The following is a 25,043-nucleotide window of genomic DNA, read 5'->3' as shown; positions in this document are numbered from 1 at the left end:
ATTATATTTGTCGGAGACGTAACGAAGGTGGAAGAGTCTGCGTTCTTGAAACGGGGCCTGCCTATCCGGTTATGCTTCGGATCAGCACTGGAGAAGAAATTGGCCGCGGAGCCGCCCGTCATACCTGGAGACAAAACCGAAACCGCCGTTGCAAAACCGCTGCGCGCCGACGCGCAGCGCAACCGCGACGCGCTGGTCGAGGTCGCGGCAAAGGCCTTTGCTGCGCATGGCGTCGACGCCTCGCTGGAGGAGATTGCGCGCCAGGCCGGCGTCGGCATCGGCACGCTCTACCGGCATTTCCCAACCCGCGAGCATCTGGTCGAGGTGGTTTATCGGCGCGAAGTGGAAGGGCTGTGCCAGGCGGCCGACGAACTCGCCCACGATCATGCGCCCGACGTAGCGCTTGAACAATGGATGCAGCGCTTCGTCGACTACATCGCCACCAAGCGCGGGCTGTCGACAAGCCTGCGCATCCTGCTCACGACCAACTCTGCCCTGTTCTCCGACGTTTCGGGCAGGGTGACGCTCGCCTTGCGGCGGCTGATCGATGCCGCGGTCGCCGACGGCTCGATCCGCAGCGACGTCGATGCCTCCGACGTGCTGCATGCGCTGGGCGGCATCTATTCGGCCCCGGACACCAAGGACTGGCGCGACCGCTCGCGCCGATTGGTGTCGCTGCTGATGGATGGGCTGCGGTTTGGAGCGGCCAAATCCGGCCCATCCAAGGAATAACGAATGCAGTGACTGTCCTTATTTCAGCGAGATGCTCATACCGCTGAGATCGGCATTGACTTGCAGGCCTACCTGCCTGCCTGTGAGTTCGAGTTGGGCACCCTTGTCATTGGTCATGACGATCACCTGGGCTCCTTTGCCGAGCGCGCCGCCACCGCCCGCTGCGCCGTAAACCCCCGTCACATCCCGGGCGCGGCGTATGTGGCGCACGGTACCTTTGAAATAGGTCTTGGAGGCACCGAAGGCGAGGCCGCCCGAGATGCCGCCGACCGAGATGGGATACCGGCGACCATGGAAGGTCAGTGTGCCCTCGCCTCCGGCGCCGCCGATGAAGAAGGCCGCCTTGTAGATGGCGAAGCGGATCGTACCGCTGTCGGCATGTGCGACACTGGTAAAGCTAACTGCAGCCGCAGTTATGACGGCAACCGCGACTGAACGAAATCTGGACGAAATCTTCATGATGAGAACTCCTCAAGATCGCCGCATGCCCAGCCGGCCGGGCACGTCGGCGCCGTATCAAAGTCATAGCTGAACAGTCTCGCCCGTCATTGGTTCCAAGCACGCGGCCTGAATCCGGCTGCGAGAAGACCGCTACGAAACGAGGCGGATGGCGAGCGCAGTCCTGGCTGTAAGACCAGTGGCCGAATGGTGGGGATGATCGTAGGTGTTGAGGCGGAATGGTATTAGTCTGCGCTGTCTGGGGTTTCGGGAGCGCGGCAAGGAATGGACTTCAACTCACGGCATGGCTACCTCCTGATCGGCGGCCTGATCCTGGTAGGTGCCGGGCTCCTGGTCCTTTCGCTGATCGTCAATCTTCGCGTTGCGCACAGCGTGCGCGACGACGTACGCCATCGTGAAAAGCTGCTGGAATATTATCGCAACATCTTTTCGCAGCTGGGCGTGATCATGATCGGGATTGGCGTGTCCCTGTTCATCTTCTTTTTCCAGCAGAATTATCAGGACCAGCGCAAACGCGAAGCGGAGCTCCAGCAGGTTCTCGCCAAACTGGCGGCGCGTGTTGCCCGCGGCAGCGCTGTCGTGGAGGCCCTCGGCGAATTCGACGCGCTGCTGGATGATGGTGGTGCTTATGTCAGTCCGGAACACGGCGGTGACAACGCCGCTGTCAGCGCCCACGGAACGGCGCTCGCCAAGCAGGTTTCCCAGATCCTTCTGGTCGAGCGCGACGTCGATGTTCAGGGGTTCGATATCCTGAATCTGTCGCGCGATTTCGAAGCATCGTTCGTCGTCAACGAGCTCAACCCAACGCTATGGTTCAACATCGTCCGGGACGAGAGCGACATCAAATATGCCACCACCCAGATCGCCCTTGATTACAAGGACCTGCAGGATGCGATCGGCGGCGAGCCTATCGAGGTTGCGATCGCCAATCCCGAAAAGGAGCGGAAGATCAAGCAGGAGGTGCTCGACGTGTTTTATGATGCCGACCTCCTGCGCCAGCGCAGCAGGCGGTTTCTCGGCCGTGCGTGCTGGCTTTTCAGCAATGGCAAAAGCTTCGTCAAGCTTGCACCGGCCAATGAGATCGAAGCCGATGCCAAGTCGCACCAGGAATGGATTGATCGGTCGAAAGGCTTCCTGACGCAGTTGAAGTCGGGAAGCGGCGATTGCTTCAAATTGCTCCAGTTCGGCCCGGCATCCTGAACCGGCAAGCATCGCCCGCCCGGCGGCGGCTAATCCCCCACGCGTTGCAGCGTGCCGAGACGATTGTCGTCGAGAAATTCGACGGTCACGGCCGACGCGTTGCCGTCGGCGCCGAGGGCAAAGCTGACGGCCGAAGGCCTGTCCGGCATCTCGGCATCGGGAAAGGTCACGAAGAGGTCGCGGTTGAAATGCTTCAGTGGATAGGACCGCGCACCGGCAGGCCCGACCTTGAGGACAAGAGCGTCTCCTTCGCCTGACACAATAGCATCGCCGATGAAGTCGTTGAAGTAACGGCCCGCATAGGCGCTGGCCGGCGCCGCCGGACTTGCTGGAGAGGGCGGCGCGGCATAGGTAGCCTTGGCCGCCGCAATCACCGGGCCGAACATGCCTGCATAGATATCATTCCAAGCCTTTACCTTATCCTTTCCCAGCGTTCCGTCGAAGACGAGATCGGCGAAGCTGTCGGACAGTCCCTCCGGCACGCCTGTCGGAAAGGCGTTGGCGATGACGACGATGCCAAGCTTCTCCTCGGGAAAGAGCATCACCAGACTGCGGGCGCCGGCGCTGAAGGCGCCCGCATGACCCCAGATCGGTCCGTGCCGGCCGAATTCGACATTCCAGCCGAGGCCGTAGAAGGCCTCGCCTCCGGAGACGGGGTTCTTGCCGCGAACCATCAAGGGAATATGTGTCTGGTCCAGCGCATCGGCGGCAATGAGTCTCTTGCCGGCGTAGTCCCCGTTGCCGAGCACAAGGCGCATCCATTGCGAGAGGTCGCGTGCGGTGGAACTGACGCCGCCTGCTGGCGCCTGCGCATCCGGATAGCGCTGGACCTTGGCGGTCCACGCGCCATCGATTTTGGCGTGGAGCTCGGCGCGGTTGGCGTGCTTGATGAAGTCCGAATGACGGGAACTGGTCGAGGCCATTCCAAGCGGACGGTAGAGCTTCTCTTCGGCGACCTCTTCCCATGATTTGCCTGTCGGCTTCGCGGCCGCGACGGCACCCTCGGTCAGTCCGAAATTGCTGTAGGAATAGCCCGCGCGAAAGCTGGATGACGGCGACACGAACCGCAGGCGGCGCAGGATCTCCGCGCGGTCATAGCCGATGTCCTCGAGGTCGTCGCCGGCGGTGCCGGGAAGCCCGCTGCGGTGTGCAAACAGATCGCGGACCGTGAGTTCGCTGGTCGGATAGGGCTGAGCGAGCCGGAAAGCCGGATCGAGGTCGGCGATCTTGGAATCCCACGAAGCGATCCCGTCGCTGACCAGCGCCGCCACGACGGTGGCGGAGACCGGCTTGGAGAGCGAGGCAATCTGGAAGACCGTGTCGGCATCGACGATCTCCGGTTTTCCGGCTTCGCGATGCCCGAACCCCTTGAGGAAGATCACCTCGTCGCCGTGCACGACGCCGATGGCCAGACCGGGCACGCTACCATCCGCGACGACGCCTTCGGCAAGCAATTCGAGCTTCGACAGGGCTGCGGCGATCCTGTCGGGTGGGATGGTATCGGCCGACGCCGCCTTCGGCAAAAGCACCATGATTGCGATGAAGGCCAACATCCTCCACCGGAGGTGATTCCGGTTTGTGAACCGCCGCATGCTCAGCCCCTCCGCTTCACCGGCGTGCATTATTGCAGGCCGACGCAGGGAAGGCCAGCCTCACGGTCGACCCGCCATCCATTGACGGATGTCCGCTTCACACCAGTCGAAATTCAGACAGCCGCGCCTGAGCTAGGATGCAGCGCGCAGGCGGAGGCGCCGCCTGCCGGCGCGGGCCTTCTCCGCCGCCGCGGCGGTGATCTCGACCACGCCGTCTTCACGCGGTCTGGCGTTGGTGACCTTGTGGAGCCGCTCATAGGGCAACAGTTCCTTGACTCGGGCTTGAAGCGACGCGACTTCGGCTCGCAGATCCTCGCATTCCTGCCTCTGGACGTCGAACTGTATCTGTTCGGATGCCTGTTGCAGAGAAAGCTGCGAAAAATTTGCGCTGATTGCGGAAAGGTTCATCTTGTCGTTTTCGCTCTCTTTCATGAGAGCAGACAATTTTTGCTCGACAATTTGCCTTTCGGCCACCGCGTCGCTCGCCTGGGCCTTGAGCATGGCGATCTCGCTGGCGGCTTCGCTGTTCTGGTTGGAGGCGGCCTCCAGCCGCGATCGAAGGTCCTCGATTTCAGAACGCAGGCCGGTCATCTCCGCGACACTGCGTGCAAGCTCGGCTTCCCTGTCACCGTCCCTGAGGCGGGCTGCTTCCGTTATTTCCGATAGCTTCGCCTGCGCCATATCGAGCGATTTCTGCAGCCGCATCTCCTCTTTCTCGCTCTTGCCAAGCGCGGCCAGCAGTTCCGAAAGCTGCGCGGCATCATTGGCATGGACAGTCGAGAGTTCGTCCAGCCTGTGCCGGGCCTCGGCCTCCCGTTTCAGCGCCTTGTCGAGGTCGATCGACAGGCTGACATGTTTCTCCCGCAGCATTTCGTTCTCGCGCGAGCGTCTGTTGGCCTCGACGGCTCTGGCCGAGAGTGTTTTGACAAGCTCGCCGAACTCGGCCTCGCGTTTTGCGCTCGCATTGCCTGCCACGACGAGTTCCAGCCTTGCCGCAGCCAGCGCGCCGCGAAGTGCTTCCTTGTCCTCGACCAGGCTCGCCTCGTGCTGCTGCAGGGCCTCGATAGCGCTGTCGCGCTCGCGCTGCTTTCTGGTTGCATCGTGGAGCTGTTCGGACAGCACCCTTTGCTGCGCCGTCAGGCCGGTATTTGCCAGCTCCAATTCGTTGGCGCGAAGAATGTCGCCGTGGAGCAGTTTTAGAAATTCGCCCGTCAGATGATGCGAGGTCGCGATCTCCGACAGTTTCGCATTGATCTCCCCCAGATACTCCTGCGCGTCGTGAAAGAGCCCATCGACCGCGCTTAAGGCAGCCAGCCGGGTTTGCGTATGGGGGGACAGCCTTCGTGCGGTCTCGAAGGCGTCCGCATTGGCCTCGATCTGCGAGCTGTCATCCGTTGCCGCGAGATTCTTATCCGATTCCGTCTCATCCGGCACGGTGACGTCGTTCAGCGGCGGCTGATCGTCCACGTTGAGACATTCGCTAAACGCATCCGCCAAATCGGTTTCGAGCTCCTTGAACGCTCTCTCCACAGTCTCGGCACGCTTGATCAAACCTTTGAAATTCATGACCGAATATCCCTCTCGTGCAGCGCCGTTAAGGAGCGGACTTTCAACACTTGACCTCGCCTCCCCGAATACGGGTTCATCTCCTGACGTGCGCTCTGGCCGACGCAGGCTAGGGACAGGCTTGGCCACTGTCCTCGTGTGTTTGAATGACGCAAAGCCGTGTTCTGCGGCGCTCCATACCCGAAGCGTTGGCACCGCTCGCAAAATGCCACTCATTTCACCCGAAACGAATATCAAGCGGCGCAAGCCTGAGAATCGCCTGGTAATTGTCTTAAGGACCGGCCGAGCACCTCGGTGTTCTGCAGCAGCTACAAGGTCACGGCCTAAGACGACGCGTGTCACTGCCGAGAGGCCTGACCTAATAAATGATTGTGTTGAATACGTTTCGCTGATTAGCTGCTGTGAATAGACCAGGGACAAGACCGACAAAATGTTGTCCCGGGAGGACCGCGATGCCGGTGCTTGAGGTTCGCCACGTCTCCAAGAATTTCGGGGCTATCCAGGCCCTGACCGACGTCAGCTTCCAGGTGGTGCGAGGCGAAGTCGTTGGTCTCATGGGGGATAACGGCGCCGGCAAGTCGACGATAGTCAAGACGGTGGCCGGGAATTTTCCTCCGAGCGACGGCGAAATTGTAGTCGAGGGCGAGGTGTGCCACTTCCACCAGCCTGTGCAGGCCCGCGCCAAAGGGATCGAAGTTGTTTATCAGGACCTGGCGCTCGCCGATAACTTGACGGCCGCGCAGAACGTCTTTCTGGGGCGCGAGATCAAGAAAGGCTTCTGGCCGATCAGGATTCTTGACAAGCAGGCGATGATCGATCGCTCGGCAGCGCTGTTCAAGGAACTCAAATCGGAAACCCGGCCGCGCGACCTCGTCAGGAAGATGTCGGGTGGGCAGCGCCAGGCGGTCGCCATCGCGCGGACCCGGCTTTCAAATGCCAAGCTGGTGCTGATGGACGAACCAACGGCCGCCATCTCGGTGCGCCAGGTGGCGGAAGTACTCGAACTGATCCGACGCCTCAAAGCACAAGGAGTCGGCGTCATGCTGATCAGTCACCGAATGCCTGACGTGTTCGCCGTGGCAGATCGTATTATCGTCCTCAGGCGGGGCTCGAAAGTTGCCGACAAGCCAGCCGACAAAACGTCGCCCGAGGAAATCACTGGACTGATAACGGGGGCCATCCGTGGCGAATAGTGTTCAGGAGTCAGTTGGCGTTCAGGGCTCAGTCGAAGAACATGGCCGGCCGGTCATGTCGGATTTCGTTCCGACCAAGGAAAAAACAGTTCTCCAACGTGTGATTTCAAGTCAGCCCTTCTGGGTGACGATCGCGCTCATTGCGCTCGTCATGTTGATGACTGCCATGGAGCCGAGCTTCGGCACCTCTGAAAACGTCGCCAATGTGACGCGCAATTTCGCACCTTTCGGCATCATGGCACTTGGCATGACGATCGTCATCATCACCGGCGGTATAGATCTGTCGGTCGGCTCCGTCATGGGTCTCGTGGTCATCGTCGCCGGCCTGTTCCTCACCTGGCACTATCCCTGGTATGTCGCCTTCGCCATGGGCCTTTTCTCCGGTCTGGCCTGTGGCGCGGTCAATGGATTCTTTGTCGCCTATGTCGGGATGCCGTCCTTTGTGGTCACCCTCGGCATGCTGTCCGTCGCGCGCTCGCTGGCGGTCGTATTCTCGGCCAACCAGATGCTCTACCAGTTCGGGCCCGATGCCCCGATCGTAAAGGCAATCGGTCAGTGGAAATGGCCGCGGCATGGTCTGGACGACTGGGCACCGCATTGGATACCAGAACTGTCGTCACAATTCTGGACCATGGTGATCCTGGCCCTGATTGTCGGCTTCGTGTTCAACTTCACTGCCTGGGCCCGGCATCTCTTCGCCATCGGCGGCAATGAGGAGGCGGCACGGCTCACCGGCGTTCCGGTCAACTGGATCAAATTCCAGGCCTATGTCTTCTCGGCTTTCACCGCCGCGCTCGCCTCGCTCCTGCTCCTCGGCTATAACGGCTCGGCCATCAATGCCATGGGCCAAGGCTATGAGCTGCGCGTTATCGCCGCGACAGTCATTGGCGGCGCCAGCCTCATGGGCGGCGCCGGCACGGCCTTCGGTGCGATCATCGGTTCCGCCTTCCTCGAGGTGATCAGGAACGCGCTGCTGATGGCCGGCATCGATTCAAACTGGCAGGGTGCCTTCGTCGGCGCCTTCATCGTTCTTGCGGTTCTCTTGGGCATGCAAACCGGCGGCAAATCGATTCTCGCCGCGTCGCTGGCAGTCTTGATGCCCAAAAAACGCCGCTAGAAACCCGCCGGCGGGAGGCTTGCGGGACATCACACCAAGGAGGAGAACGTCACATGAAAAAACATCTGCTCACGGCCGCCGTCGCGCTTGGCGCAATGGTGCTCGCCGTTTCCGGCGCCCAGGCGAAATACACCTTCGCCCTGGTGCCGAAGAACATGAACAATCCTTTCTTCGACCAGGCACGCGACGGCTGCAAGAAGGCCGAGGCCGAATCCAAAGGCGCTGTGGAGTGCATGTATATCGGTCCCGGCGAACATGGCGGCGGCGACGAGCAGGTGCAGATCGTGCAGGATCTCGTGGCCAAGAAGGTGGACGGCATCGCCGTGTCGCCATCGAACGCCGCGGCTATGGCGGTTGCGCTGCAGGCCGCCAAGGAGGCCGGTATCCCGGTTCTCACCTGGGACTCCGATCTCCTGCCCGAAAACAAGGATCTGCGCGTTGCCTACATCGGCACCCACAATTACGAGATCGGCGTGAACCTCGCCAAGCTTGTCATGCAGATCAAGCCCAAAGGCGGCACGATCTGCATCCAGTCCGGCGGCGCCGCGGCGGCCAACCACAACGAGCGCATGCAGGGCATTCGCGATACGCTTTCGGGCACCAAATCGGCGGCCTCGCCCGGAGATCGGCTGACAGGCCAGAACGGCTGGACCGAAATTGAAGGCTGTCCGCTCTACACCAACGATGATTTCCCGCTTTCGGTGCAACAGTTCGAGGATATCATGGCGAAAAACCCGAACCTCGACGCGTTTGTCCCAACCGGTGGCTTCCCGCAGTTCATCCCTGATGCCAACCGCGCCGCCGTCGCACCGTACAAGGACAAGATCGCCTCGAAGGCCCTGGCCCTTGTCGTCGCCGACACGCTTCCGGTACAGATCGACCAGATGAAGGAAGGTTTCTCGCTTGGCCAGGTCGGCCAGCGGCCGTTCGAGATGGGCTACAAGACGATGATGGCGCTGAAGGACATGAAGGACGGCAAGGCTCCGCCGGCCGACCCGACCTACACGGGCCTCGATGTCTGCACTCCGGAGACAGCCGACACCTGCGTCGCCAAATAGTGCTTTTGGGCGGGAGGAAACTCCCGCCCTTTTCCATAGGGGATCTCAATGCCGGAATTGTTCTCGCTCAAGGGCCGTGTCGCATTGGTCACGGGCGCCTCGCGTGGCCTTGGTTTTGCCATGGCCAAGGCACTTGCGGAGAACGGCGCGACGGTGGTCGTCAACGCCCGCGACGTGGCCGCCCTTTCCGCCGCGGCGGACAGGATAGGTGCAGAAGCCCTGCCGTTCGATGTCACCGACGCGGCGATCTCAAGGGCGTCGCTCGAAGGAATCGTCGAACGCCACGGCCGCCTCGACATTCTGGTCAACAACGCCGGCATCCAGCATCGTAAGCCGCTGGTCGAATGGCAGGACGAGGATTTCAACCACGTGGTTGCCGTCAATCTGTCGGCTTGCTTCCGCATGATGCGCGACGCGGTGCGCCTGATGCTGCCAAACAAGTTCGGGCGCATAATAAACACCGGATCGGTCGCTGCGATCCTTGGCCGTCCCACCATTCACGCCTATGTGGCGGCAAAGGCGGGGCTGCACGGGCTGACACGCTCAACTGCCGCTGAGCTGGGCCGCCACGGCATCACCGTCAACGCGATCGCCCCAGGCTATTTCGCCACCGAGCTCAACACCGCACTTATGCACGACGAGGCCTTCACCAAATGGGTCGAGGCACGAACCCCCGCGGGCCGCTGGGCCCAGCCTGAGGAACTCGGCGGAGCCGTGGTGTTTCTCGCCTCCGACGCTGCCGCTTACGTCAACGGGCACGTGCTGGCCGTTGACGGCGGGCTATCGGTTTCCCTGTGATTTCAACCGGCGACACCGTGCCGACAGGGCGTGCCTGCTAGCCGCCTGAAACGACTTGCTGCATGTGCTGCTGGCCCGGTCCCCCTGCGCGGACGCAGACGCCACACGATTGGATGGCGCGCCGTATTGCAGCCGCCGACTCTCGATTCGCAACGGGTTATTTCGACGTCTGGCGGCATCGATGCTTGATGCCGCCAATATTTCATTCCACACACCGGCCACGATGAGAAACGACATACGGGATCAGCGCCGGGTATTCGGGTGGGCCTTGCCCACTTCGATTGCCCTGCATCTGCTCATCGTCGCGTTTTTGTTGTTCGGACTGCCGGCAACGCTCTCGCAGCCAGGGAAGGAGCAGGCCATTGCGGTGGATATCGTGCCGCCGCCCAAACCGCCGGAAAAAACCAAACCTCCGTCCCCCGCTGAACCGCCCAAGCCGGAAAAGCCGCCGGAAGCAAAGGTCGAGACCCCGGCGAGCCGTGAGGTCGCCGCGCAGAGACCTGTCTTCCAATTCGGTGAGAAGGACGCCGGTCCTCGCAAGTCTCTGGACGGCAACAGTGCGGAGGATGGTTCGGAACAACCGCCCGCGCCGCAAGATCCCAATAACCAGGATCTTGCACAGCCACCTGCCGTGACTGCGGTCGACGGGAAAGACCAGGCTCCGCCGCCTGGCGCACCACAGCCGCCAAAGCCCAAGCCGGCGGATGTCGCTAACGTGCAAAAGCCGTTGAAGCTTGAAGAAGCGAAAAGATTGTTCTCGCAAGCAGCAACCGATGATCCGATCGCGACAACCGCCATGAAAAACGTGCCGCGCGCCGTACGAATCGGTCAGCTCTGCAACACGGAGCTCGCACAGCAATTGGTGCACGCGTCGCCCCCCTATTTCCCAGACAGCTTGCTTGAGTATCGGCTGAAGGCCGGCACGGTCATGAACGTCGCCAGTGCGCCGTTCCCCGCAAACGGGCAGTGGTACGATCTGAGCTTTCGTTGTGAGGTCGATCCGGACGCAACGAAAGTCGTGTCGTTCGCCTTCCGTGTTGGAAATCCGGTGCCGCGCAGTGAATGGAAGCGCCGCGGGTTGCCCGCCAATTAGGTGGTCAAGGCCACGGAGGCTGGCTGTCCGGCGCCATCAAATCCGGCTGGCGATGTCTTCGCGCGGCCCGGGTGACCGAACCAACACGCGCCAAAAATGGCTTTCGTCAGTGGCCGCCGAAGTCTAGCATACGGCTTTGGGAGGAGGCTTCGATGACTTCAAGTTTCAATGTTCACCATGCTGCCGGCTATGAGCAGCTCATGGGCCGCTGGAGCCAAAGGCTCGCGCCGCTGTTCATCGACTTTGCGGGCCTTAAAGACGGCGAAAAGATCCTCGACGTCGGTTGCGGCACCGGCAGCCTGACCTTCGCGCTCGTCAAGGCCGCTGACCTCCGTGAGGTCGCCGCGATCGACTTTTCAGGCGTTTTTGTCGAGGAGGCAATCCGGCGCAACTCCGATCCGCGGATAAAAATCCGTCAGGCGGATGCCTGCGCCCTGCCCTTTGAGGACGGCGCGTTCGACCGTGCCCTGGCCCTGCTCGTGCTCCATTTCGTGCCCGAAGCCGGCAAGGCAGTCGCCGAGATGCGCCGCGTCGTGCGGCCGGGCGGCGTGGTCGCGGCGACGGTATGGGACCATCTCGGCGGCATGCCGGGGATGCGCATGATGATCGACACGGTGGCGGTGCTCAGCGAAGGCGGACGCCAGCTGCGCGCCCGCTATTGCACGCAGCCGATGATGCAGCCGGGTGAAATGAAACGGACCTTTGTCGAGCAGGGTCTCCGCGACGTTACGGAGACCGAGCTGATGATCCGCATGGACTATCAAAACTTCGACGATTACTGGGCGCCGATAGCCGCCGGCGAAGGGCCGCTCGGCAAGTATGTGGCCACGCTCGATCCAGAAGAGCGGGCGCGCGTCGACGCCGCCATGCGCGACGCCTATGAGGCCGGCCGGCCCGACGGCCCGAGATCCTTTGCGAATGTCGCCTGGGCCTGCCGCGGTATCGTTGCCTGACCGGCCGGCAGCCGGGATGCATTCTTCGCATAGGAAGCATCGCTCTCCTCGCGCCGGCTTGTCCCGCTGTTGACGGGACGGCCTCCGCTTCGGCCCCGCTAGATCCGCCAAGGGTGGCTGCATTAGCCGATCCCGTAGACCAGCCTGACGCGGCCGTCCGAAAGCTGCTCCACTTTGCGCAGTTCGAGCCCACGACGATTTTTCGCCGTCCCAAACAGCGCCTTTCCTTCACCGGCGAGCAGCGGATAGACGATCAGCCTGAGCTCATCGACCAGCCCGGCATCGATAAGGCTCGCGGTAATTCGGGCGCCGCCCATAAGGTAGATGTCTTTGCCGGGCTTCTGTTTAAGCGCAGCGATATCCTCGAAATTCCGCACGAAGCGCGTCTTTGGCCAGGCGGCCGAAGTCATTGTGTTCGACAGCACATAATGCGGGGTCTGCGCGGCGAATCGGGCCCATTCGAGCTCGGCCGGCTTCGGCAATTTGCCGGTCATCGGCAGCGGCTTGTCGGGCTCGTTCTGGATGGCGCTCCAGTAGCGCTCGTAGCCGGCATACATGACGCTGCCAAGCAGGCAGGCGTCGATTTGCGGCGTCAGGCCATATTCGTCCGACCACGCGTCGACCCAATCGGCGTAACCCTCGGGCCCCTCCATCTTGCCGTCGACGGAGATTTTCATCCCAGCGATCAATTTGCGCATGACTTCCTCCATCAGGCTTGCTGGATGCAAGCACGTTTCATCGTCGCTTCGTGTTGCTGGCGGCGACCTCAGGGATGGACGCCGCGAGTTACATCAGGCCGGCAGGCGGCGATCGTATTCTTCCCGCAGGCGGCTCCAGCCGTCCCAGAACGAGGTCGGCGTCTTGCCAGCCAGGCGGGCGGCCAGCAGGTCGAGGTGTATGTGCCAGCCGGCCGTGATGTTGAGCTGGATTGCACGTTCCGGCAGGCGGCGATGGACGACGGTGAGCAGCACATCGCTACCCTTCGCCTCCAGCAAGAAGGAGACGCCGCCGGTATTTCCCCAGGTGATGGAAAGCTTGCGCGGCGGATCGAGGTCGGTGATCCGGCCCTCCATCCGATGCTCTTCGGGAAAGCCCGCGGGGCGCTGGCCAGGCGGGTCCGTCAGCTCGTCGTTACGCCAGACCAATTCGAACGAGCTGCCCGCCTTCATTTCCATCTGCCCCGCTGCCATCCACTGCCGGCGCAGGTCACTCTCGGTGAGATAGGCCCAGACGCGCTCGATGGGTCCGGGCAAAAGGCGTTGGATAGTGAACGTGGCGGGCTCGCTTAGCGCGCCATAGGCGTCGATGCTTCTCATCTGGTTCATTGCTCGTCTCCTTCTTTCGGATTGGGCGATTTCCTGGGCTCATCCTGGGCTTTGCGTGCGTCCTCTTCGCGAAGAAGGCGTTCGAGAACATCGAGACGACCGGTCCAGAAGCGCTCGTAGAAGCTGAGCCACTGATGGGCGCTGGCCAGCGGTCCGGGGGATAGTCGGCACAGATGCGTGCGGCCCCTCACCTCTCGACGAATAAGCCCTGCGTTCTCCAGCGCCTTGATGTGCTTGGAGGCCGCCGCGAGCGACATCGCGAAGGGTTCCGCCAGCTGGCTTACCGTTTTCTCGCCATCGGCGAGATCGCGAAGCATGTGCCGGCGCGTGGCGTCGCCAAGGGCGTGAAAGACCGCATCCATCTGAGGTGTTTGTAATTCAACCATGTAGTTGAATATAGACGCACGCTTTGAGATAGTCAACCGTTTGGTTGAATAAATTATGTGAAGCGCCGCAGGGCCGTTTGCGCCATCGAGCGCATCGACGTGACGGGAGATACGGACGGCCCGCGACAGTAAGGGCGAGGCCCTTATTTGCCGTTGAAGAAACTGTGGATCGCGGCTTCCAGCCTTTCGATAAGCTGAGGGTTGTGGCAGCTGCCAGCCCAGATCAGGGCGTTTAGCCTTATTTCTTTGTTGATAAAGCTCACTTTCCCAGAATCCAGCAGGTATTCCGCGATCTCGTAGTGCCGCCCTTTGATAGCCTCGATGAGCGCGTTGTTTCTCCCCGTCTTGTCGGTCAGATTTACTTCCGCGCCATTCTCCACGAGCAACTTGACGACTTCGAGATGCCCGTTCTTCGCCGCCTCGATAAGAGCCGTTCTACCGTAGTAGTCAGCTCGCGCGTTGATCTCTACTTGGGGGTGTCTCACGAGGCCTGAGATACACGCGTAATGTCCCTTGGCCGACGCAAGGCTCAAGGGCGTGCTCTTCCACTTGTTTCTGGCATTCACATCGATTTCCGGGTCTTCGATCAGCACCTCGACCACCGCTGTGCGGTCATTGAGGGCTGAAAGGTGAAGTGCAGACCAGCCGCCGTCGTCCGACTGATTGATGTCGGCGCCAGCCGCCAATTCCGATCGAACCGCATCCGCATCGCCTTGTTCTGCCGCGACCAGCAGGGGCGACCAGTCTCTTGCTCCTTCGCCTTCCAAGCTGTTGGTCAACGCAGTCGCCTCCTCGGATAGTCCACAGAATACCACAGAATCCGCGACAGCGGGATCGTCCTGAATGGAGTTCCCTGGACTCCGTGGGTCACAGAGAGCTGTCGGCCCGAAGCGGAAGATCAGCGCTTCACGTCCGTCTCCTCACATTCTCATGATATCGACTGGCTTTGGCGGCCATCCAGACTAGATAGAGCGTGCGCCGGGCGGAATGATGCAGAAGGACCTGAACATGGCTGAACAGATTACCCTGGATAGACCTGAACAAATCAGATTGAACGACGGCTCCGCCATTCCGCAAATCGGCCTCGGCGTGTGGCAGGTCGATCCAGCCATCACCGCCAAGGTGGTGCGCTGGGGAATCGAGGCCGGCTACAGGCTGATCGACACCGCCGAAGGCTATCAGAACGAGGAAGGTGTCGGGCAGGCAATCCGCTCGGCGAGAAGCGAGTTGTTCATCACCTCGAAACTGCGCAACGGCGCGCATCAGCGCGACGCCGCCTTGCGCGCCTTCGACGGGACGATGAGCAAGCTCGGCATCGAACAGATCGACCTGTTCCTGATCCATTGGCCGGTACCCAGCCAGGACAGATATGTCGAGGCCTGGAAGACGCTGATCGAACTCAGGCAATCAGGCCGCATCAAGTCGATCGGCGTTTCGAACTTCAACCAGGACCATCTCGAACGGATCATCGGCGAGACCGGCGTCACGCCGACCGTCAACCAGATCGAGCTCCACCCCCGCTTCCAGCAGCGCGACAAACGCGAATTTCACGACAGGCACAACATCCGCATCGAAAGCTGGAGCCCGCTGGGCAGCGGCCGGCTGTTGAGCGACCCGACGCTCGAAAGCATCGCCAGGAAACACGGCAAGTCGGTGGCGCAGGTGATTATCAGGTGGCACCTTCAGGAAGGGCTGATCGTCATCCCGAAATCGATCCACCAGGACCGGATCGCCGCCAATTTCGATGTCTTCGATTTCGAATTGGAAGCGAAGGACCTCGAGCTCATCCGGGGCATGGATTCGCCCGACGGCCGCACCGGCCCGAACCCCGCCACCGCCGCGTTCCTGTTCTGACGAAGGCGGGCATCACCGCGGCGTTGGCATTCCTTTGCGACCCCTGTGTCCTGCCCTCTTTGGCACCACTTGGCATCTCCCCCGGGGGAGATTGGCAGCTTCAACGGGAGCGCCGTTCTTGCAACGTTGGAGACTAGCGAAAAGCCGAGATGAGAGCCAATCTCCCCCCTCGTGGGGGAGATGTCCGGCAGGACAGAGAAGTGGTCGTTTCCAAGTTACAAGGGGGGCGCTGTCCCGCCGGTCTTGCCAGGGTTCTGCTGCCCATCCGTCGCTCACGGAACTCGCGCTTTGGCCACCCATTCAGGATGCAGCGGCGAGCCCAGTCACAATGCCAATGTGCTGGCCTTGGGCATCGATTTGGCATTTGCGCGGTGTCGTGGAGGCAATGGCGTGTGAGGCATTGTCAACGCTCTTTGGCGATCGAGGTCGGCGTTCTACGGCGCCCCCCTCTGTCCTGCCGGACATCTCCCCCACGAGGGGGGAGATCGGCAGCTTCGGCCCCAACGCGGTCCTGTAGCGACCGCGACAGCTCACCTCAGATCCCCGAGCCATCCAGCAGCGGGACATCATCCTCCTCCCAGGGGCTCGGCATCGAACCCTTGCTCAGATTGGCCGACGGCAGCGGCATCCAGCACTTCAGCTCCGGTTCGGCATATTCGACGATGCGTCCCGGAGAAGAGTCGGAAGCCCTCCAGCCTTCGCTGCCGAACTGATCGGCCCGGGCCCAGAAAGCCATGTCGACTTCGGCCGGCCCCTGTTCGGATGGCCGAACCGTGACAAGGATTCTGCTGCCGTCCCTTGGCGCACTCGACATGTGGCGCCACCGATCGGGCTCGTCCATCGTATTTCCTCCTGCGGAATTCACCTCGCACGGATAGTCGCTTCGCCTTCAGAAGCGGTCAACCCGAACTTTCAGGCTTACCCCCCGGAGGGAAGGATCTGGGGCAAGCCTCTGCTCCGCCAGGCCACGGAACAAGTCATGGCGCGCCGGGTTTGGGCAAAGTTGTTGAGGAAGCAAAATGAGATCAGCGGCGCGACCGATCCTTACGATCGTGGCATGGAAGGCCGTGCCCACGCCCTTCCATCCCAACCCGGTCCGGTCGCAATGAGGCAGGCCGGTTCTGACCATTCCCACCCACCGAAGGAGGGCGAAGGCGGCATAGGCCGAGCGCTCGGCCTCGGCCTGATAACCGGGGCAGCCGACGACGATTGTTCTGCGATAGGCACCTATGCCAGCGCCGGCGCCCGCTTCGGACCCGACCTGCTTTGGACGGCTCCGGTGACGTTGCCGATGATGTATGCGGTCGTCTACCTGTCGTCGAAGCTTGGTCAGGTATCCGGGCGCGGATTGTTCCACGTCATCAAGGACTTCTATCCGCGGTGGCTGCTCTGGTCGGTGCTGTTGGGTGTGCTCGTCGGCAACACCATCGAGGCAGCGGCGGATCTTGGTGGAATGGCGGCCGCGATCAACATGTTCGTACCACTTCCCATCCCGCTGATCGTGCTGTTCGTCGCGGCCACCATCTTCGCCCTCCAGGTCTTCGGCTCCTATACTTTGATCCGCAACATCTTTCGGTGGCTGGCGTTGGCGCTGCTCGCCTATGTCGGTGCCGCCATTCTGGCCAAGCCGGACGCCGCGGCCGTACTGCGCGGAACACTGCTTCCGCGGATCGAATTCAACCGTGAGTTCCTGTCGATCCTGGTCGCCATCATCGGCACGACGCTGTCCGCCTATCTCTACACGTGGCAGTCCAATGAGGAGGTCGAGGAGGAGATTGCCCAGGGGCGAACGACGCTCAGGCAAAGGAAGGGCGCTACCGACAGCGAACTCCGTCGCTCTCGCCGGGACATTCTCATCGGCATGATGTTTTCAAATCTCATCATGTATTTCATCATTCTGTCGACGGGTGCTACGCTCTACAAGACGGGCCACCACGATATCGACACGGCTGCGCAAGCGGCGGAGGCGCTGCGCCCGCTAGCCGGCCAGGCCGCAAGCGTCCTGTTCGCCGCAGGCGTGATCGGCGTCGGTTTCCTAGCGGTTCCTGTCATGACTACCGGCGCTGCCTATGACGTGGCACAAGCCATCGGCTGGAAAAACAGCCTGCACGCCCGGGCTCGAGAGGCGCCCAAATTTTATCTCGCCATCGGATTTTTTACGGCGATCGCCGCCGGCCTCAACTTCCTCGGCTTCAATCCGATGAAGGCGCTGGTCTGGTCCGGCATAGTTCAGGGCTTCTCGACGCCGCCCTTGCTGCTGCTCATCATGCTGATGACGAACAGCCGCAGGATCATGGGCGACCAGGTGAACAGCCGCAGCACCAACATACTCGGTTGGGCAACGACCGCCGCCATCTTCTCGGCGACGATCGGCCTGGTGGCAACCTGGTTCATGTGATCAGGCAGGACAAAGGGACGCCGCCAGTTGAGCTAACCCGTCCCGCTTACGGATTGTCCCAGCTTTGCCGGTCCTGGAAATTCCACTACGTCGCCCATCGGCCGTTTGTATTGCACCGCGACAATTGAATCGATCAGAAGATCCACAGCCGCACGAGCCGTGCGGCTCGTCTCGTCCTCGCCGCTCAAATAATGGCTGGCTCGTTCAAGATGGAGGTGTGCGGCGGCAAAGTCGCTTGTCATCGGCTTCTCCCTGTTGCCCGCCGGCCGGCAGGATGACCGCCGCGATTTACCCAAAAGCAAATATCCACAGCCGGATTTGAATCAAATTGGCTTGATTCACCGCAGCCCGAGGACAAGGTCCTGGCAGGCGTTTGCGCCGCTGGTCGATGCGCCTGCGCCGGCGCAGTACGCCGCATTGAATGAACCAACTACGGCCGGTGTTCCGCAAACTCCGTTCGCTCAATGCGCTACCTTTGAAATTTTCTCGCTCTTTTAATTCTACAAACTCTCTAGACTTAACATAGATCATTTGGACAGGGAGCCAGGAATGTCGAAAAAGCTCGTGGTGGGGCTGTCGGGCAATTTGACCCGGCCATCGAAGACCAAGGCGTTCATCAGCCACATTGTCGGGCAGGCCGCCGAAAGCATCGGCGCGGCCTCCGCCGTCTTCGACATCGAGGATCTCGGCGCGTCCCTGCCGCAGGCAAGGCGCCTCGGCGACCTCGACCCGGCGGCGCGCAACATCGTCGAACGGCTGCTGGGCGCCGACATCCTGGTGGCCGGCTCGCCGACCTTCAAAGGCAGTTATACCGGGCTTTTCAAGCACTTCTTCGACCTGCTCGACCCGTCATCGCTGAGGGGCAAGCCGGTCATCCTTGCCGCGACCGGCGGCGGCGAACGCCATTCGCTGATCGTCGAGCACCAGCTGCGGCCATTGTTCGGCTTCTTCGAGGCGCTGACCGTGCCGACCGCGATCTACGCCTCCGACAAGGATTTTGCCAATGGGGTGCTGGTGTCGGAAGCCATCCACGCCCGCGCCCGGCAAGCGGTCGCCGAGGCATGCCGGGTTACCGGGGTGCCCTACGGCGTCGGCCTTGCCGCCTGAGCGCACCACTGACCCGAGATCCACTCCCCGATCCACCCAGGAGCACGCGGCGATGACCAGATCTACCAAATCCAGGCAAATCAAACTTGGCGCTTTCCTGCCCGGCGGCGGACAGCATATCGCCGCCTGGCGCCATCCCGACGCACCGGCCGACGGCGCCACCAATTTCGAGTTCCACAAGCAGCTTGCCCTGACCGCCGAGCGCGGCCTGTTCGATGCCTATTTCCTCGCCGATAATCTGACGGTCGGCCTCGGCGCCCGCGAAGGCGGCAACGCCAAGATCGCCGGCTTCGAGCCGGTCACGCTGTTTGCAGCGCTGGCGCCGCTCACCACGCATCTCGGCTTCATCGCCACCGCCTCGACCACCTACGAGGAGCCCTACACGCTCGCCCGCAAATTTGCCTCGCTCGATCATCTGTCGAATGGCCGCGCCGGCTGGAATGTCGTGACCTCGGCCGGCGACGAAACCGCGCGCAATTTCAATCGCGATACGCAGCCTGCCCACGCCGAGCGCTATGCCCGCGCCCATGAGCATGTCGAAACGGTCAAGGCGCTGTGGGACAGCTGGGAGGACGACGCCTTCATCCGCGACAAGAAATCGGGGCGCTTCTACGACAAGGACAAGCTCCACGACATCGACCACAAGGGCCCGCATTTCAGCGTCAAGGGTCCCCTCAATGTGCCGCGCCCGGTGCAGGGGCACCCGGTCGTGGTGCAGGCGGGACAATCCGAAGACGGTCGCAAGCTCGCCGCCGCCTCGGCGGAAGTCATCTTCACCGCCCATCAGAACCTGGCGTCGGCGCAGGAATTCTATCGCGACATCAAAACACGTGTGACGGCCGCCGGCCGCGATCCCGACCAGGTGCTGATCATGCCGGGCGTGGCACCCTTCGTCGGGCGCACAGAAGAAGAAGCGCGCGCCAAATACCAGCAGCTGAACGATCTCATCCTGCCCGAAGATGGCGTGGCCCTGCTCAACGGGCTGGCCGGCCAGACACTCGACATCAGGGGCTATCCGCTCGACGGCCCGCTGCCGCCAAGCAAGGAGACCGAAGGCATGAAGAGCCGCCAGGCGCTGATCCGCCAGATTGCCGACGAGCACAACTTCACCATCCGCCAGCTCTATCAATGGGTGGCGACGGCCCGCGGCCACTATACCGTCATCGGCAGCGCCACGCAGGTCGCCGATCAGCTGGAGGAATGGTTCGACAACGAGGCCGCCGACGGCTTCAACATCCTGCCGCCCTGGCTGCCCGGCGGGCTCGACGACTTCGTCGAGCTGGTGATCCCCGAACTGCAGAGCCGCGGCCTGTTCCGCACCGCCTATGAAGGCAGGACGCTGCGCGACAACCTCGGCCTGAGGCGGCCGGAAAACCCGTGGACCGCCGCCCGCTCGGCCGTGCTGGCCGCCGAATAATTCCACGAAGCCCACTACCCTCGAAGCGAGAGGCACGACGATGACCTTGCAGCACATCGAACAGGCCGCCAGCCTCGGCACGCGTGACAGCACGACAAGCCTCGGCTCGGATTTCCTGCGCCTCGGCGGCCGGGCGGGAATTCGCTTCCTGTCGCGCTACGGCGTCCTCATCGCTTTCCTCGCACTATGGCAAGTGTCGAGCAGCGCCGGCTGGGTCAACACGGCCGTGCTGCCGCCGATCGACATGATTGTCGCGGCACTTTGGAAGGGACTGGCCGGCGGCACTCTGCTCGGCGACATCGCCATCAGCCTGCAGCGCGCCGGTCTCGCCTTCGCGGCCGCCGTGCTGGTCGCCATCCCGCTTGGCCTGTTCATGGGCCAGGTGCGCGCGGTCGAGACCGCGCTCGACCCCATCCTGCAGGTCTTCCGCCAGACCTCGGCGCTGGCGCTCTATCCGGTGTTCATCCTGCTGCTTGGGCTCGGCGAAGCCTCCAAGGTGTTCGTCATCTTCTGGGCGACGCTGTTTCCACTGCTGCTCAACACCATCGGCGGCGTCAAGCAGGTCGATCCGAAACTGCTGGAGATGGCGCGCGTCTACGGCGCCAGGCAGCTCACCGTCTTCCGTCGCGTCGTGCTGCCCGGCGCCGTGCCCTCGATCTTCGTTGGGCTGAGGCTCAGCGCCACCACGGCGCTACTGCTGTTGATCGCGTCCGAAATGATCGGCGCCAACAAGGGCATCGGCTTCCAGGTGATGAACGCGCAGTACAACTTCCAGATCCCGCTGATGTTTGCGGCAATCGTCATCCTCGCCAGCCTCGGCCTGATCGCCAACCAGGCGTTGGTCAGCCTGCAGCGGCGGCTCTGCCGCTGGAGCAATGCCGTCGACTGACCACCCGCCTTTTTCAATCTCAACCAGGCCAGAACTCAAATCAGGAAAGACCCGGACCATGAAAATCTCCCGCCGTTCCCTGCTTGCCGGCGCGCCCTTCGCCGCCGGCCTTCTCGCCGCCGGCCTGCCGCGCTTCGCCCTTGCCGAAGCCGCACCCGTCAAGTTCCGCTCCCTCGCCAGCCGTGGCAGCATCTCTCCGCATGAGCTGGCCGGCGAGCTCGGCTATTTCAAAGGCCTCGGTATCGAGGTCGAGAATGTCGGCTATTCCGGCGGCGGCCCGGAATCGTTGTTTGCGCTCGCCTCCGGCAGCGTCGATATCGGCTCGGCCGCAACCGCCGCCGTGATCAATTCGATCTCCGGCGGCAACGACTTCGTCGCCGTCTATCCGAGCAACGGCATCAACAGCAAGGTGCGCAGCGTCTTCTACGTGCTGGACGACAGCCCGATCAAATCGATCGCCGACATTGCCGGCAAGACCATCGCCGTCAACACGCTCGGCGCCCATCTCGACTACACCGTGCGCGAGGCGCTGCACAGCGTCGGCCTGTCTCCGGACGCCGCCAATCTCGTTGTCGTACCCGGACCGCAGCTCGAGCAGACCTTGCGCTCCCGCCAGGTCGACATCGCGGCGCTCGGCTACTGGCAGGCGACGTTTGCCGGGGCGCTGGTCGACAATGGCGGCGTGCGCGGCGTGTTCAACGACACCGACGTGCTGGGCGAGCTGGCCGGCGGCTTCGTCGTGCTCAGGCGCGACTTCATCGCCGCGCATCCCGACGCCGCCCGCAATTTCGTCGAGCAATCGGCGCGCGCCTCCGACTGGTCGCTGCAGAACCCCGACGAGGCGCGCAAGGTGCTGGCAAACATCCTCGATAAGCGCGGCGAGAACGGCGAGCTGGCGCGCTACTGGACCGGCTTCGGGCTGCGCCAGGGGGCCAAGGCGACGGACCGCGACATCGACTTCTGGGTCAGCGTGCTCGAGCGCGACGGCCGCCTGCCAAAGGGTAAGCTGAAGGCAGCAGATATCCTCTACCGGCCCGGCGAAACCAAGACCAACTGAGAAGGCCAACCGGCAAGACAATCAGCTGGGAGATGAGCGCGATGAGCGGCACAAGCGGCGGTGAGGTCAGCATACGCGACCTGTCCAAATCGTTCAGCATCGGCAGGCGTTCGCTTGCCGTGCTGAGGACCCTCAATCTCGACATCCGCTCGGGTGAATGCCTGGTCATCGTCGGCGCCAGCGGATCGGGCAAGACCACGCTGCTCCGCATCCTGGCCGGACTGGAGGCGGCCGACAGCGGCGGCGTCGCCATCGATGGCAAGCCGGTGCACGGCGTCGGCGCCGAGCGCGCGGTGATTTTCCAGGAGCCGCGCCTGCTGCCCTGGCTGACAGTGCTCGGCAACGTCGCCTTCGGCCTCGAAGTGCGCGGCGTGCCGAAGGCTGAGGCCGAGGAACGGGCGCGCTTCTACATCGCGCTCGTCGGCCTCGCCGAATTCGGCGATGCGTTTCCAAGGCAGCTGTCGGGCGGCATGGCGCAGCGCGTCGGTATCGCCCGCGCCCTGACCGTGCAGCCCGAAATCCTGCTGCTTGACGAGCCGCTAGGCGCGCTCGACGCGATGACCAAGATCGGCATGCAGGAGGAACTGGCGCGCATCTGGAGCGAGGAGAACGTCACCATGGTAATGGTGACGCACGACCTCGAGGAAGCGATCTACCTCGCCGACAGGGTGCTGATCCTGCCCAGGGAGAAAGGCGGCGCGGCGCGGCTGATCGACATCGACCTGCCCCGCCCGCGCGAGCGCAGCGAAAGCCGCTTCGTACGCTACCGCGAAGAATTGCTGCGCGAATTCGGGCTGCACTGAAAAGCCGCCTAAGAGGGCTTGGATCCCGCGTCCCGCGAAGCGGGGAGAGGTGTCTCGGCGAAGCCGAGACGGAGATGGGCCTTCCTTCGAGTGCCCTGCACTACGCTCTTTCCTGGAACCGGATTCCCCGCCCCCGCATTTCCTTAACCGGGAGGCAAAGGAGCGCGGCATGAAAGCTTTGTTCGCAATCTTTGGCGGCTTCGTGCTGACGCTCGCCGTATTCGCCAGCGGTCTCGCCTTCGCCACCTGGCTATTGATAGCCAAGCCGGTACCGCCGGCCGCCCCGGTCTCCAGCGTCGCCGAACTGTGGGCCAAGGATCCGCGCCCGGTAAACCCGGCCTCGCAGCGCCTCGAGCGCCTCCCGGCCCGCCCGGTTCCCGTTCGCACCTCGGAAGTTGATCGCACCGCGAGACCCGCCGACACCGCCGCAGCTTCGACACCCGACACCACCGGCTCCATCAAGCCGGCGGTGGAAGAGCAGCAGACGCTACCCGCCGCCCATGTCGAATGGTGCGCAAGCCGCTACCGCTCCTACAGGCCGGACGACAACCGTTACACCTCCTACAGCGGGCAACGGCGCCCCTGCATCTCGCCCTATCTCGACATCACCGATGACGGCAGCTACGTCGAGGCGAGCGATACATCGTCGGTGGAGGGCTACCCGCGGCCGGACGAAACCGGCGACGCCGAGCTCTCATCCGATCACGTGCAATACTGCTTCAGCCGCTACCGCTCGTACCGACCGGAAGACAATAGCTATCAGCCGTATTCTGGGGGGCCGCGGAGGCAGTGCGAGTAGCGCGGGCCGGGAGGTGGCCGGCGGCCGCAGTGCATGGCGCCTTGTGCGACCAACGATCACGCAGATTTCTTGGATCGTTCGGGTTGGCTCGGCGTTCATCCGATACCCAAAGGAGAAATCAACATGGGCGACGACCGGGACGACAAGATTCGTGAGCGCGCATACCAGATCTGGGAACGCGAAGGCGGGATCCATGGCGATCCCGAGCGGCACTGGCACCGGGCCGAGGCCGAGATCGACAGGGAGGCAGCCCTGCCGCTGACGGCAGGCGATGCCCTGCCGGAAACCCGCGAGGTCGCAAGCTCCGACGTCTTGACGGTGGAGGCCCTGGCGGTGCGCACCGGCATATCGGGCGAACAGGCGCAGGAACTGATCGACAGGCTGGGCAACGACAGGGCGGCGATCGAACAAGCCGCGCGCAACCTCAAGGGGAAGCAGCGGCTCAGGGAGTGACAGATGATCAGAAAACTCAAAGACGGAAAATACCGCCTCTATTCGCGCAAGAAGGACGAAAAGACCGGCAAGCGCCGCAATCTCGGCACCTTCGATACCCGCGAGGCCGCCGAGAAGCACGAACGGGAGGTGCAGTATTTCAAGAGGCATTGAGGGGCGTTGGTGGCCGGTGCCCGCCAGCCAGTCGCGCGGCATGCCCGGCGGAACCTGAATTCCAGCCCTCACGAGCCGTCGCGAACCCATTACCGCTGCTACAGGCCAAGGGACGACACTACACGTCCTACAGCGGAGAGCAGCGCCCCTGCATCTCGCCCTAACTCGACATCACCGATGACGGCAGCTAGGTCGAGGCGAGCGATACGTCGTCGGTGGAGAGTTACCCGCCATCAGATGAACCCGGCGCCGCCGAGTTCTGATCCGACCATGTGCAATACTGCTTCAGCCGCTACCGCTCCTATCGGCCGGAAGACAACAGCTATCAGCCCCATTCAGGGGGGCCGCGCCGGCAGTGCGAGTAGCACGCGCTGGGCAGCATCCAGTGCGCGCCTGTCGGGGATTTGAGGTCCTGTCTATGTGCCGGACCTTCCGCAAAGCGGAGGAAAGTGCCGCTCAGTTCGTTTTGTAGGACGCGGGAGGCCAGACCTGCGCCTCACGGTCATGATGGGGAGGTGAGGGCGGACACGGAGGCCGTTCGAGTAGAGAGCCCTGTCTTACCACCGCGTTCGTAAGAGGATACTAGGAGAGACGCAAATTGACAGAATCGTCGATTCTGCCATGCCGCAGTGGCAGAAAAG

Annotated in this window: 28 protein-coding genes and 1 pseudogene; 20 read left to right on the top strand and 9 right to left on the bottom strand. The window is 62.6% G+C overall.

The genetic code is table 11. From position 1 onward, the window contains the following. The first annotated feature begins 99 nt into the window (after positions 1-99). Positions 100-732 (top strand): TetR/AcrR family transcriptional regulator, encoded by a 633-nt coding sequence (locus NKH50_RS17260; protein ID WP_352880047.1) that lies wholly within the window; start codon positions 100-102, stop codon positions 730-732. A gap of 18 nt (positions 733-750) precedes the next feature. On the opposite strand, the gene NKH50_RS17255 is transcribed toward NKH50_RS17260, so the two are convergent. Continuing rightward, complete coding sequence (locus NKH50_RS17255) at positions 751-1,191, bottom strand: lipid-binding SYLF domain-containing protein (protein WP_352475599.1); 441 nt, start codon at positions 1,189-1,191, stop codon at positions 751-753. 264 nt (positions 1,192-1,455) lie between these two features. On the opposite strand from NKH50_RS17255, the gene NKH50_RS17250 reads away from it, so the two are divergent. After that, positions 1,456-2,391, top strand: a complete 936-nt coding sequence (locus NKH50_RS17250) for a hypothetical protein (protein WP_352880045.1) — start codon at positions 1,456-1,458, stop codon at positions 2,389-2,391. Between the two features lie 29 nt (positions 2,392-2,420). Here NKH50_RS17250 and NKH50_RS17245 read toward each other — a convergent pair whose 3' ends face one another. Together NKH50_RS17245 and NKH50_RS17240 are read right to left on the bottom strand one after the other, a co-directional pair. After that, positions 2,421-3,944 (bottom strand): serine hydrolase, encoded by a 1,524-nt coding sequence (locus NKH50_RS17245; RefSeq protein ID WP_502906874.1) that lies wholly within the window; start codon positions 3,942-3,944, stop codon positions 2,421-2,423. 171 nt (positions 3,945-4,115) lie between these two features. Beyond that, positions 4,116-5,549, bottom strand: a complete 1,434-nt coding sequence (locus tag NKH50_RS17240) for a coiled-coil domain-containing protein (RefSeq protein WP_502906879.1) — start codon at positions 5,547-5,549, stop codon at positions 4,116-4,118. Positions 5,550-6,001: 452 nt separating this feature from the next. Between NKH50_RS17240 and NKH50_RS17235 the strand changes: the two genes are divergently transcribed. The 6 genes from NKH50_RS17235 (at position 6,002) to NKH50_RS17210 (ending at position 11,761) form a co-directional block, all read left to right on the top strand. Continuing rightward, positions 6,002-6,742 carry an ATP-binding cassette domain-containing protein gene (locus NKH50_RS17235; RefSeq protein WP_352880039.1) on the top strand — a complete coding sequence of 247 codons (741 nt, stop codon included), beginning with the start codon at positions 6,002-6,004 and terminating at the stop codon, positions 6,740-6,742. Between the two features lie 55 nt (positions 6,743-6,797). Then, the gene (locus tag NKH50_RS17230) at positions 6,798-7,859 is read left to right on the top strand and encodes an ABC transporter permease (RefSeq protein WP_254819719.1); all 1,062 of its coding nucleotides are present in this window, start codon (positions 6,798-6,800) and stop codon (positions 7,857-7,859) included. 53 nt (positions 7,860-7,912) lie between these two features. Next, positions 7,913-8,917 (top strand): sugar-binding protein, encoded by a 1,005-nt coding sequence (locus NKH50_RS17225; RefSeq protein WP_352705642.1) that lies wholly within the window; start codon positions 7,913-7,915, stop codon positions 8,915-8,917. A 48-nt stretch (positions 8,918-8,965) separates the two neighbouring features. Beyond that, positions 8,966-9,715: a glucose 1-dehydrogenase gene (locus NKH50_RS17220; RefSeq protein ID WP_254819721.1), complete on the top strand. Its 750-nt coding sequence runs from the start codon at positions 8,966-8,968 to the stop codon at positions 9,713-9,715. A gap of 64 nt (positions 9,716-9,779) precedes the next feature. Then, positions 9,780-10,808 (top strand): DUF930 domain-containing protein, encoded by a 1,029-nt coding sequence (locus tag NKH50_RS17215; RefSeq protein ID WP_352880229.1) that lies wholly within the window; start codon positions 9,780-9,782, stop codon positions 10,806-10,808. A gap of 152 nt (positions 10,809-10,960) precedes the next feature. Then, positions 10,961-11,761 (top strand): class I SAM-dependent methyltransferase, encoded by an 801-nt coding sequence (locus NKH50_RS17210; protein ID WP_352507161.1) that lies wholly within the window; start codon positions 10,961-10,963, stop codon positions 11,759-11,761. 122 nt (positions 11,762-11,883) lie between these two features. Here the strand turns inward: NKH50_RS17210 and NKH50_RS17205 are convergent, their stop codons facing one another. The 4 genes from NKH50_RS17205 to NKH50_RS17190 all read right to left on the bottom strand — a co-directional run bounded on the left by NKH50_RS17205 (position 11,884) and on the right by NKH50_RS17190 (position 14,251). After that, positions 11,884-12,459, bottom strand: a complete 576-nt coding sequence (locus NKH50_RS17205) for a dihydrofolate reductase family protein (RefSeq protein ID WP_352507160.1) — start codon at positions 12,457-12,459, stop codon at positions 11,884-11,886. Positions 12,460-12,552: 93 nt separating this feature from the next. After that, the gene (locus NKH50_RS17200; RefSeq protein WP_254819403.1) at positions 12,553-13,086 is read right to left on the bottom strand and encodes an SRPBCC family protein; all 534 of its coding nucleotides are present in this window, start codon (positions 13,084-13,086) and stop codon (positions 12,553-12,555) included. After that, positions 13,083-13,472, bottom strand: coding sequence for an ArsR/SmtB family transcription factor (locus NKH50_RS17195; protein WP_352880033.1), 390 nt, complete (start codon positions 13,470-13,472; stop codon positions 13,083-13,085). Before NKH50_RS17195 ends, NKH50_RS17200 begins: the two co-directional genes overlap by 4 nt. 143 nt (positions 13,473-13,615) lie before the next feature. Continuing rightward, on the bottom strand, positions 13,616-14,251 hold the full coding sequence (locus NKH50_RS17190) for an ankyrin repeat domain-containing protein (protein ID WP_352880031.1): 636 nt from the start codon (positions 14,249-14,251) through the stop codon (positions 13,616-13,618). 229 nt (positions 14,252-14,480) lie between these two features. On the opposite strand from NKH50_RS17190, the gene NKH50_RS17185 reads away from it, so the two are divergent. Then, positions 14,481-15,326, top strand: coding sequence for an aldo/keto reductase (locus NKH50_RS17185; RefSeq protein ID WP_352880029.1), 846 nt, complete (start codon positions 14,481-14,483; stop codon positions 15,324-15,326). 535 nt (positions 15,327-15,861) lie between these two features. On the opposite strand, the gene NKH50_RS17180 is transcribed toward NKH50_RS17185, so the two are convergent. Then, positions 15,862-16,167, bottom strand: coding sequence for a hypothetical protein (locus tag NKH50_RS17180; protein ID WP_352507157.1), 306 nt, complete (start codon positions 16,165-16,167; stop codon positions 15,862-15,864). A 138-nt stretch (positions 16,168-16,305) separates the two neighbouring features. On the opposite strand from NKH50_RS17180, the gene NKH50_RS17175 reads away from it, so the two are divergent. Beyond that, on the top strand, positions 16,306-17,724 hold the full coding sequence (locus NKH50_RS17175) for an Nramp family divalent metal transporter (protein ID WP_352880027.1): 1,419 nt from the start codon (positions 16,306-16,308) through the stop codon (positions 17,722-17,724). A 32-nt stretch (positions 17,725-17,756) separates the two neighbouring features. Here NKH50_RS17175 and NKH50_RS17170 read toward each other — a convergent pair whose 3' ends face one another. Then, positions 17,757-17,966, bottom strand: coding sequence for a hypothetical protein (locus NKH50_RS17170; RefSeq protein ID WP_352690328.1), 210 nt, complete (start codon positions 17,964-17,966; stop codon positions 17,757-17,759). A 13-nt stretch (positions 17,967-17,979) separates the two neighbouring features. Here NKH50_RS17170 and NKH50_RS17165 point away from each other — a divergent pair, with 13 nt between their 5' ends. The 10 genes and pseudogenes from NKH50_RS17165 to NKH50_RS17120 form a co-directional block, all read left to right on the top strand. Continuing rightward, positions 17,980-18,222 (top strand): hypothetical protein, encoded by a 243-nt coding sequence (locus tag NKH50_RS17165; RefSeq protein ID WP_352880025.1) that lies wholly within the window; start codon positions 17,980-17,982, stop codon positions 18,220-18,222. 51 nt (positions 18,223-18,273) lie between these two features. Further along, positions 18,274-18,831, top strand: coding sequence for an FMN reductase (gene msuE, locus NKH50_RS17160; protein WP_352880023.1), 558 nt, complete (start codon positions 18,274-18,276; stop codon positions 18,829-18,831). A 52-nt stretch (positions 18,832-18,883) separates the two neighbouring features. Beyond that, a complete protein-coding gene (locus NKH50_RS17155) occupies positions 18,884-20,248 on the top strand; it encodes an LLM class flavin-dependent oxidoreductase (RefSeq protein WP_352880021.1) in 1,365 nt (454 codons plus the stop codon). Between the two features lie 40 nt (positions 20,249-20,288). Then, positions 20,289-21,137 (top strand): ABC transporter permease, encoded by an 849-nt coding sequence (locus NKH50_RS17150; protein WP_352880019.1) that lies wholly within the window; start codon positions 20,289-20,291, stop codon positions 21,135-21,137. Positions 21,138-21,195: 58 nt separating this feature from the next. Beyond that, positions 21,196-22,194 (top strand): ABC transporter substrate-binding protein, encoded by a 999-nt coding sequence (locus NKH50_RS17145; RefSeq protein WP_352880017.1) that lies wholly within the window; start codon positions 21,196-21,198, stop codon positions 22,192-22,194. Positions 22,195-22,226: 32 nt separating this feature from the next. Then, positions 22,227-22,997, top strand: a complete 771-nt coding sequence (locus NKH50_RS17140; protein ID WP_502906872.1) for an ABC transporter ATP-binding protein — start codon at positions 22,227-22,229, stop codon at positions 22,995-22,997. Between the two features lie 169 nt (positions 22,998-23,166). Next, entirely contained in the window at positions 23,167-23,796 is a 630-nt protein-coding gene (locus NKH50_RS17135; RefSeq protein ID WP_352880014.1) for a BA14K family protein, read from the top strand. Between the two features lie 123 nt (positions 23,797-23,919). Then, positions 23,920-24,249: a DUF2934 domain-containing protein gene (locus NKH50_RS17130; RefSeq protein WP_352507148.1), complete on the top strand. Its 330-nt coding sequence runs from the start codon at positions 23,920-23,922 to the stop codon at positions 24,247-24,249. A 3-nt stretch (positions 24,250-24,252) separates the two neighbouring features. Beyond that, complete coding sequence (locus NKH50_RS17125) at positions 24,253-24,402, top strand: hypothetical protein (protein ID WP_023677295.1); 150 nt, start codon at positions 24,253-24,255, stop codon at positions 24,400-24,402. 266 nt (positions 24,403-24,668) lie between these two features. Then, positions 24,669-24,767: pseudogene (locus NKH50_RS17120) on the top strand (BA14K family protein); the annotation flags it as partial. Positions 24,768-25,043 lie beyond the last annotated feature (276 nt).

Origin of the sequence: Mesorhizobium sp. M1027, assembly GCF_040318745.1 — a bacterium.
In the GTDB taxonomy this organism is placed as follows: domain Bacteria; phylum Pseudomonadota; class Alphaproteobacteria; order Rhizobiales; family Rhizobiaceae; genus Mesorhizobium.
The sequence above is the reverse complement of the archived record's forward strand: the minus strand, read 5'-3'. Positions and strand labels throughout refer to the sequence as shown.

What these genes read in the sequence shown, in the direction of transcription:
- NKH50_RS17130 (WP_352507148.1), top strand. Translation starts at nt 23,920, where the DNA reads ATGGGCGACGACCGGGACGACAAGATTCGTGAGCGCGCATACCAGATC.
- NKH50_RS17205 (WP_352507160.1), bottom strand. Translation starts at nt 12,459, where the DNA reads ATGCGCAAATTGATCGCTGGGATGAAAATCTCCGTCGACGGCAAGATG.
- NKH50_RS17235 (WP_352880039.1), top strand. Translation starts at nt 6,002, where the DNA reads ATGCCGGTGCTTGAGGTTCGCCACGTCTCCAAGAATTTCGGGGCTATC.
- NKH50_RS17175 (WP_352880027.1), top strand. Translation starts at nt 16,306, where the DNA reads ATGGCGCGCCGGGTTTGGGCAAAGTTGTTGAGGAAGCAAAATGAGATC.
- NKH50_RS17200 (WP_254819403.1), bottom strand. Translation starts at nt 13,086, where the DNA reads ATGAACCAGATGAGAAGCATCGACGCCTATGGCGCGCTAAGCGAGCCC.
- NKH50_RS17195 (WP_352880033.1), bottom strand. Translation starts at nt 13,472, where the DNA reads ATGGTTGAATTACAAACACCTCAGATGGATGCGGTCTTTCACGCCCTT.
- NKH50_RS17185 (WP_352880029.1), top strand. Translation starts at nt 14,481, where the DNA reads ATGGCTGAACAGATTACCCTGGATAGACCTGAACAAATCAGATTGAAC.
- NKH50_RS17225 (WP_352705642.1), top strand. Translation starts at nt 7,913, where the DNA reads ATGAAAAAACATCTGCTCACGGCCGCCGTCGCGCTTGGCGCAATGGTG.
- NKH50_RS17240 (WP_502906879.1), bottom strand. Translation starts at nt 5,549, where the DNA reads ATGAATTTCAAAGGTTTGATCAAGCGTGCCGAGACTGTGGAGAGAGCG.
- NKH50_RS17135 (WP_352880014.1), top strand. Translation starts at nt 23,167, where the DNA reads ATGAAAGCTTTGTTCGCAATCTTTGGCGGCTTCGTGCTGACGCTCGCC.
- msuE (WP_352880023.1), top strand. Translation starts at nt 18,274, where the DNA reads ATGTCGAAAAAGCTCGTGGTGGGGCTGTCGGGCAATTTGACCCGGCCA.
- NKH50_RS17150 (WP_352880019.1), top strand. Translation starts at nt 20,289, where the DNA reads ATGACCTTGCAGCACATCGAACAGGCCGCCAGCCTCGGCACGCGTGAC.
- NKH50_RS17255 (WP_352475599.1), bottom strand. Translation starts at nt 1,191, where the DNA reads ATGAAGATTTCGTCCAGATTTCGTTCAGTCGCGGTTGCCGTCATAACT.
- NKH50_RS17145 (WP_352880017.1), top strand. Translation starts at nt 21,196, where the DNA reads ATGAAAATCTCCCGCCGTTCCCTGCTTGCCGGCGCGCCCTTCGCCGCC.
- NKH50_RS17140 (WP_502906872.1), top strand. Translation starts at nt 22,227, where the DNA reads ATGAGCGCGATGAGCGGCACAAGCGGCGGTGAGGTCAGCATACGCGAC.
- NKH50_RS17245 (WP_502906874.1), bottom strand. Translation starts at nt 3,944, where the DNA reads ATGTTGGCCTTCATCGCAATCATGGTGCTTTTGCCGAAGGCGGCGTCG.
- NKH50_RS17230 (WP_254819719.1), top strand. Translation starts at nt 6,798, where the DNA reads ATGTCGGATTTCGTTCCGACCAAGGAAAAAACAGTTCTCCAACGTGTG.
- NKH50_RS17170 (WP_352690328.1), bottom strand. Translation starts at nt 17,966, where the DNA reads ATGACAAGCGACTTTGCCGCCGCACACCTCCATCTTGAACGAGCCAGC.
- NKH50_RS17125 (WP_023677295.1), top strand. Translation starts at nt 24,253, where the DNA reads ATGATCAGAAAACTCAAAGACGGAAAATACCGCCTCTATTCGCGCAAG.
- NKH50_RS17250 (WP_352880045.1), top strand. Translation starts at nt 1,456, where the DNA reads ATGGACTTCAACTCACGGCATGGCTACCTCCTGATCGGCGGCCTGATC.
- NKH50_RS17220 (WP_254819721.1), top strand. Translation starts at nt 8,966, where the DNA reads ATGCCGGAATTGTTCTCGCTCAAGGGCCGTGTCGCATTGGTCACGGGC.
- NKH50_RS17210 (WP_352507161.1), top strand. Translation starts at nt 10,961, where the DNA reads ATGACTTCAAGTTTCAATGTTCACCATGCTGCCGGCTATGAGCAGCTC.
- NKH50_RS17180 (WP_352507157.1), bottom strand. Translation starts at nt 16,167, where the DNA reads ATGGACGAGCCCGATCGGTGGCGCCACATGTCGAGTGCGCCAAGGGAC.
- NKH50_RS17155 (WP_352880021.1), top strand. Translation starts at nt 18,884, where the DNA reads ATGACCAGATCTACCAAATCCAGGCAAATCAAACTTGGCGCTTTCCTG.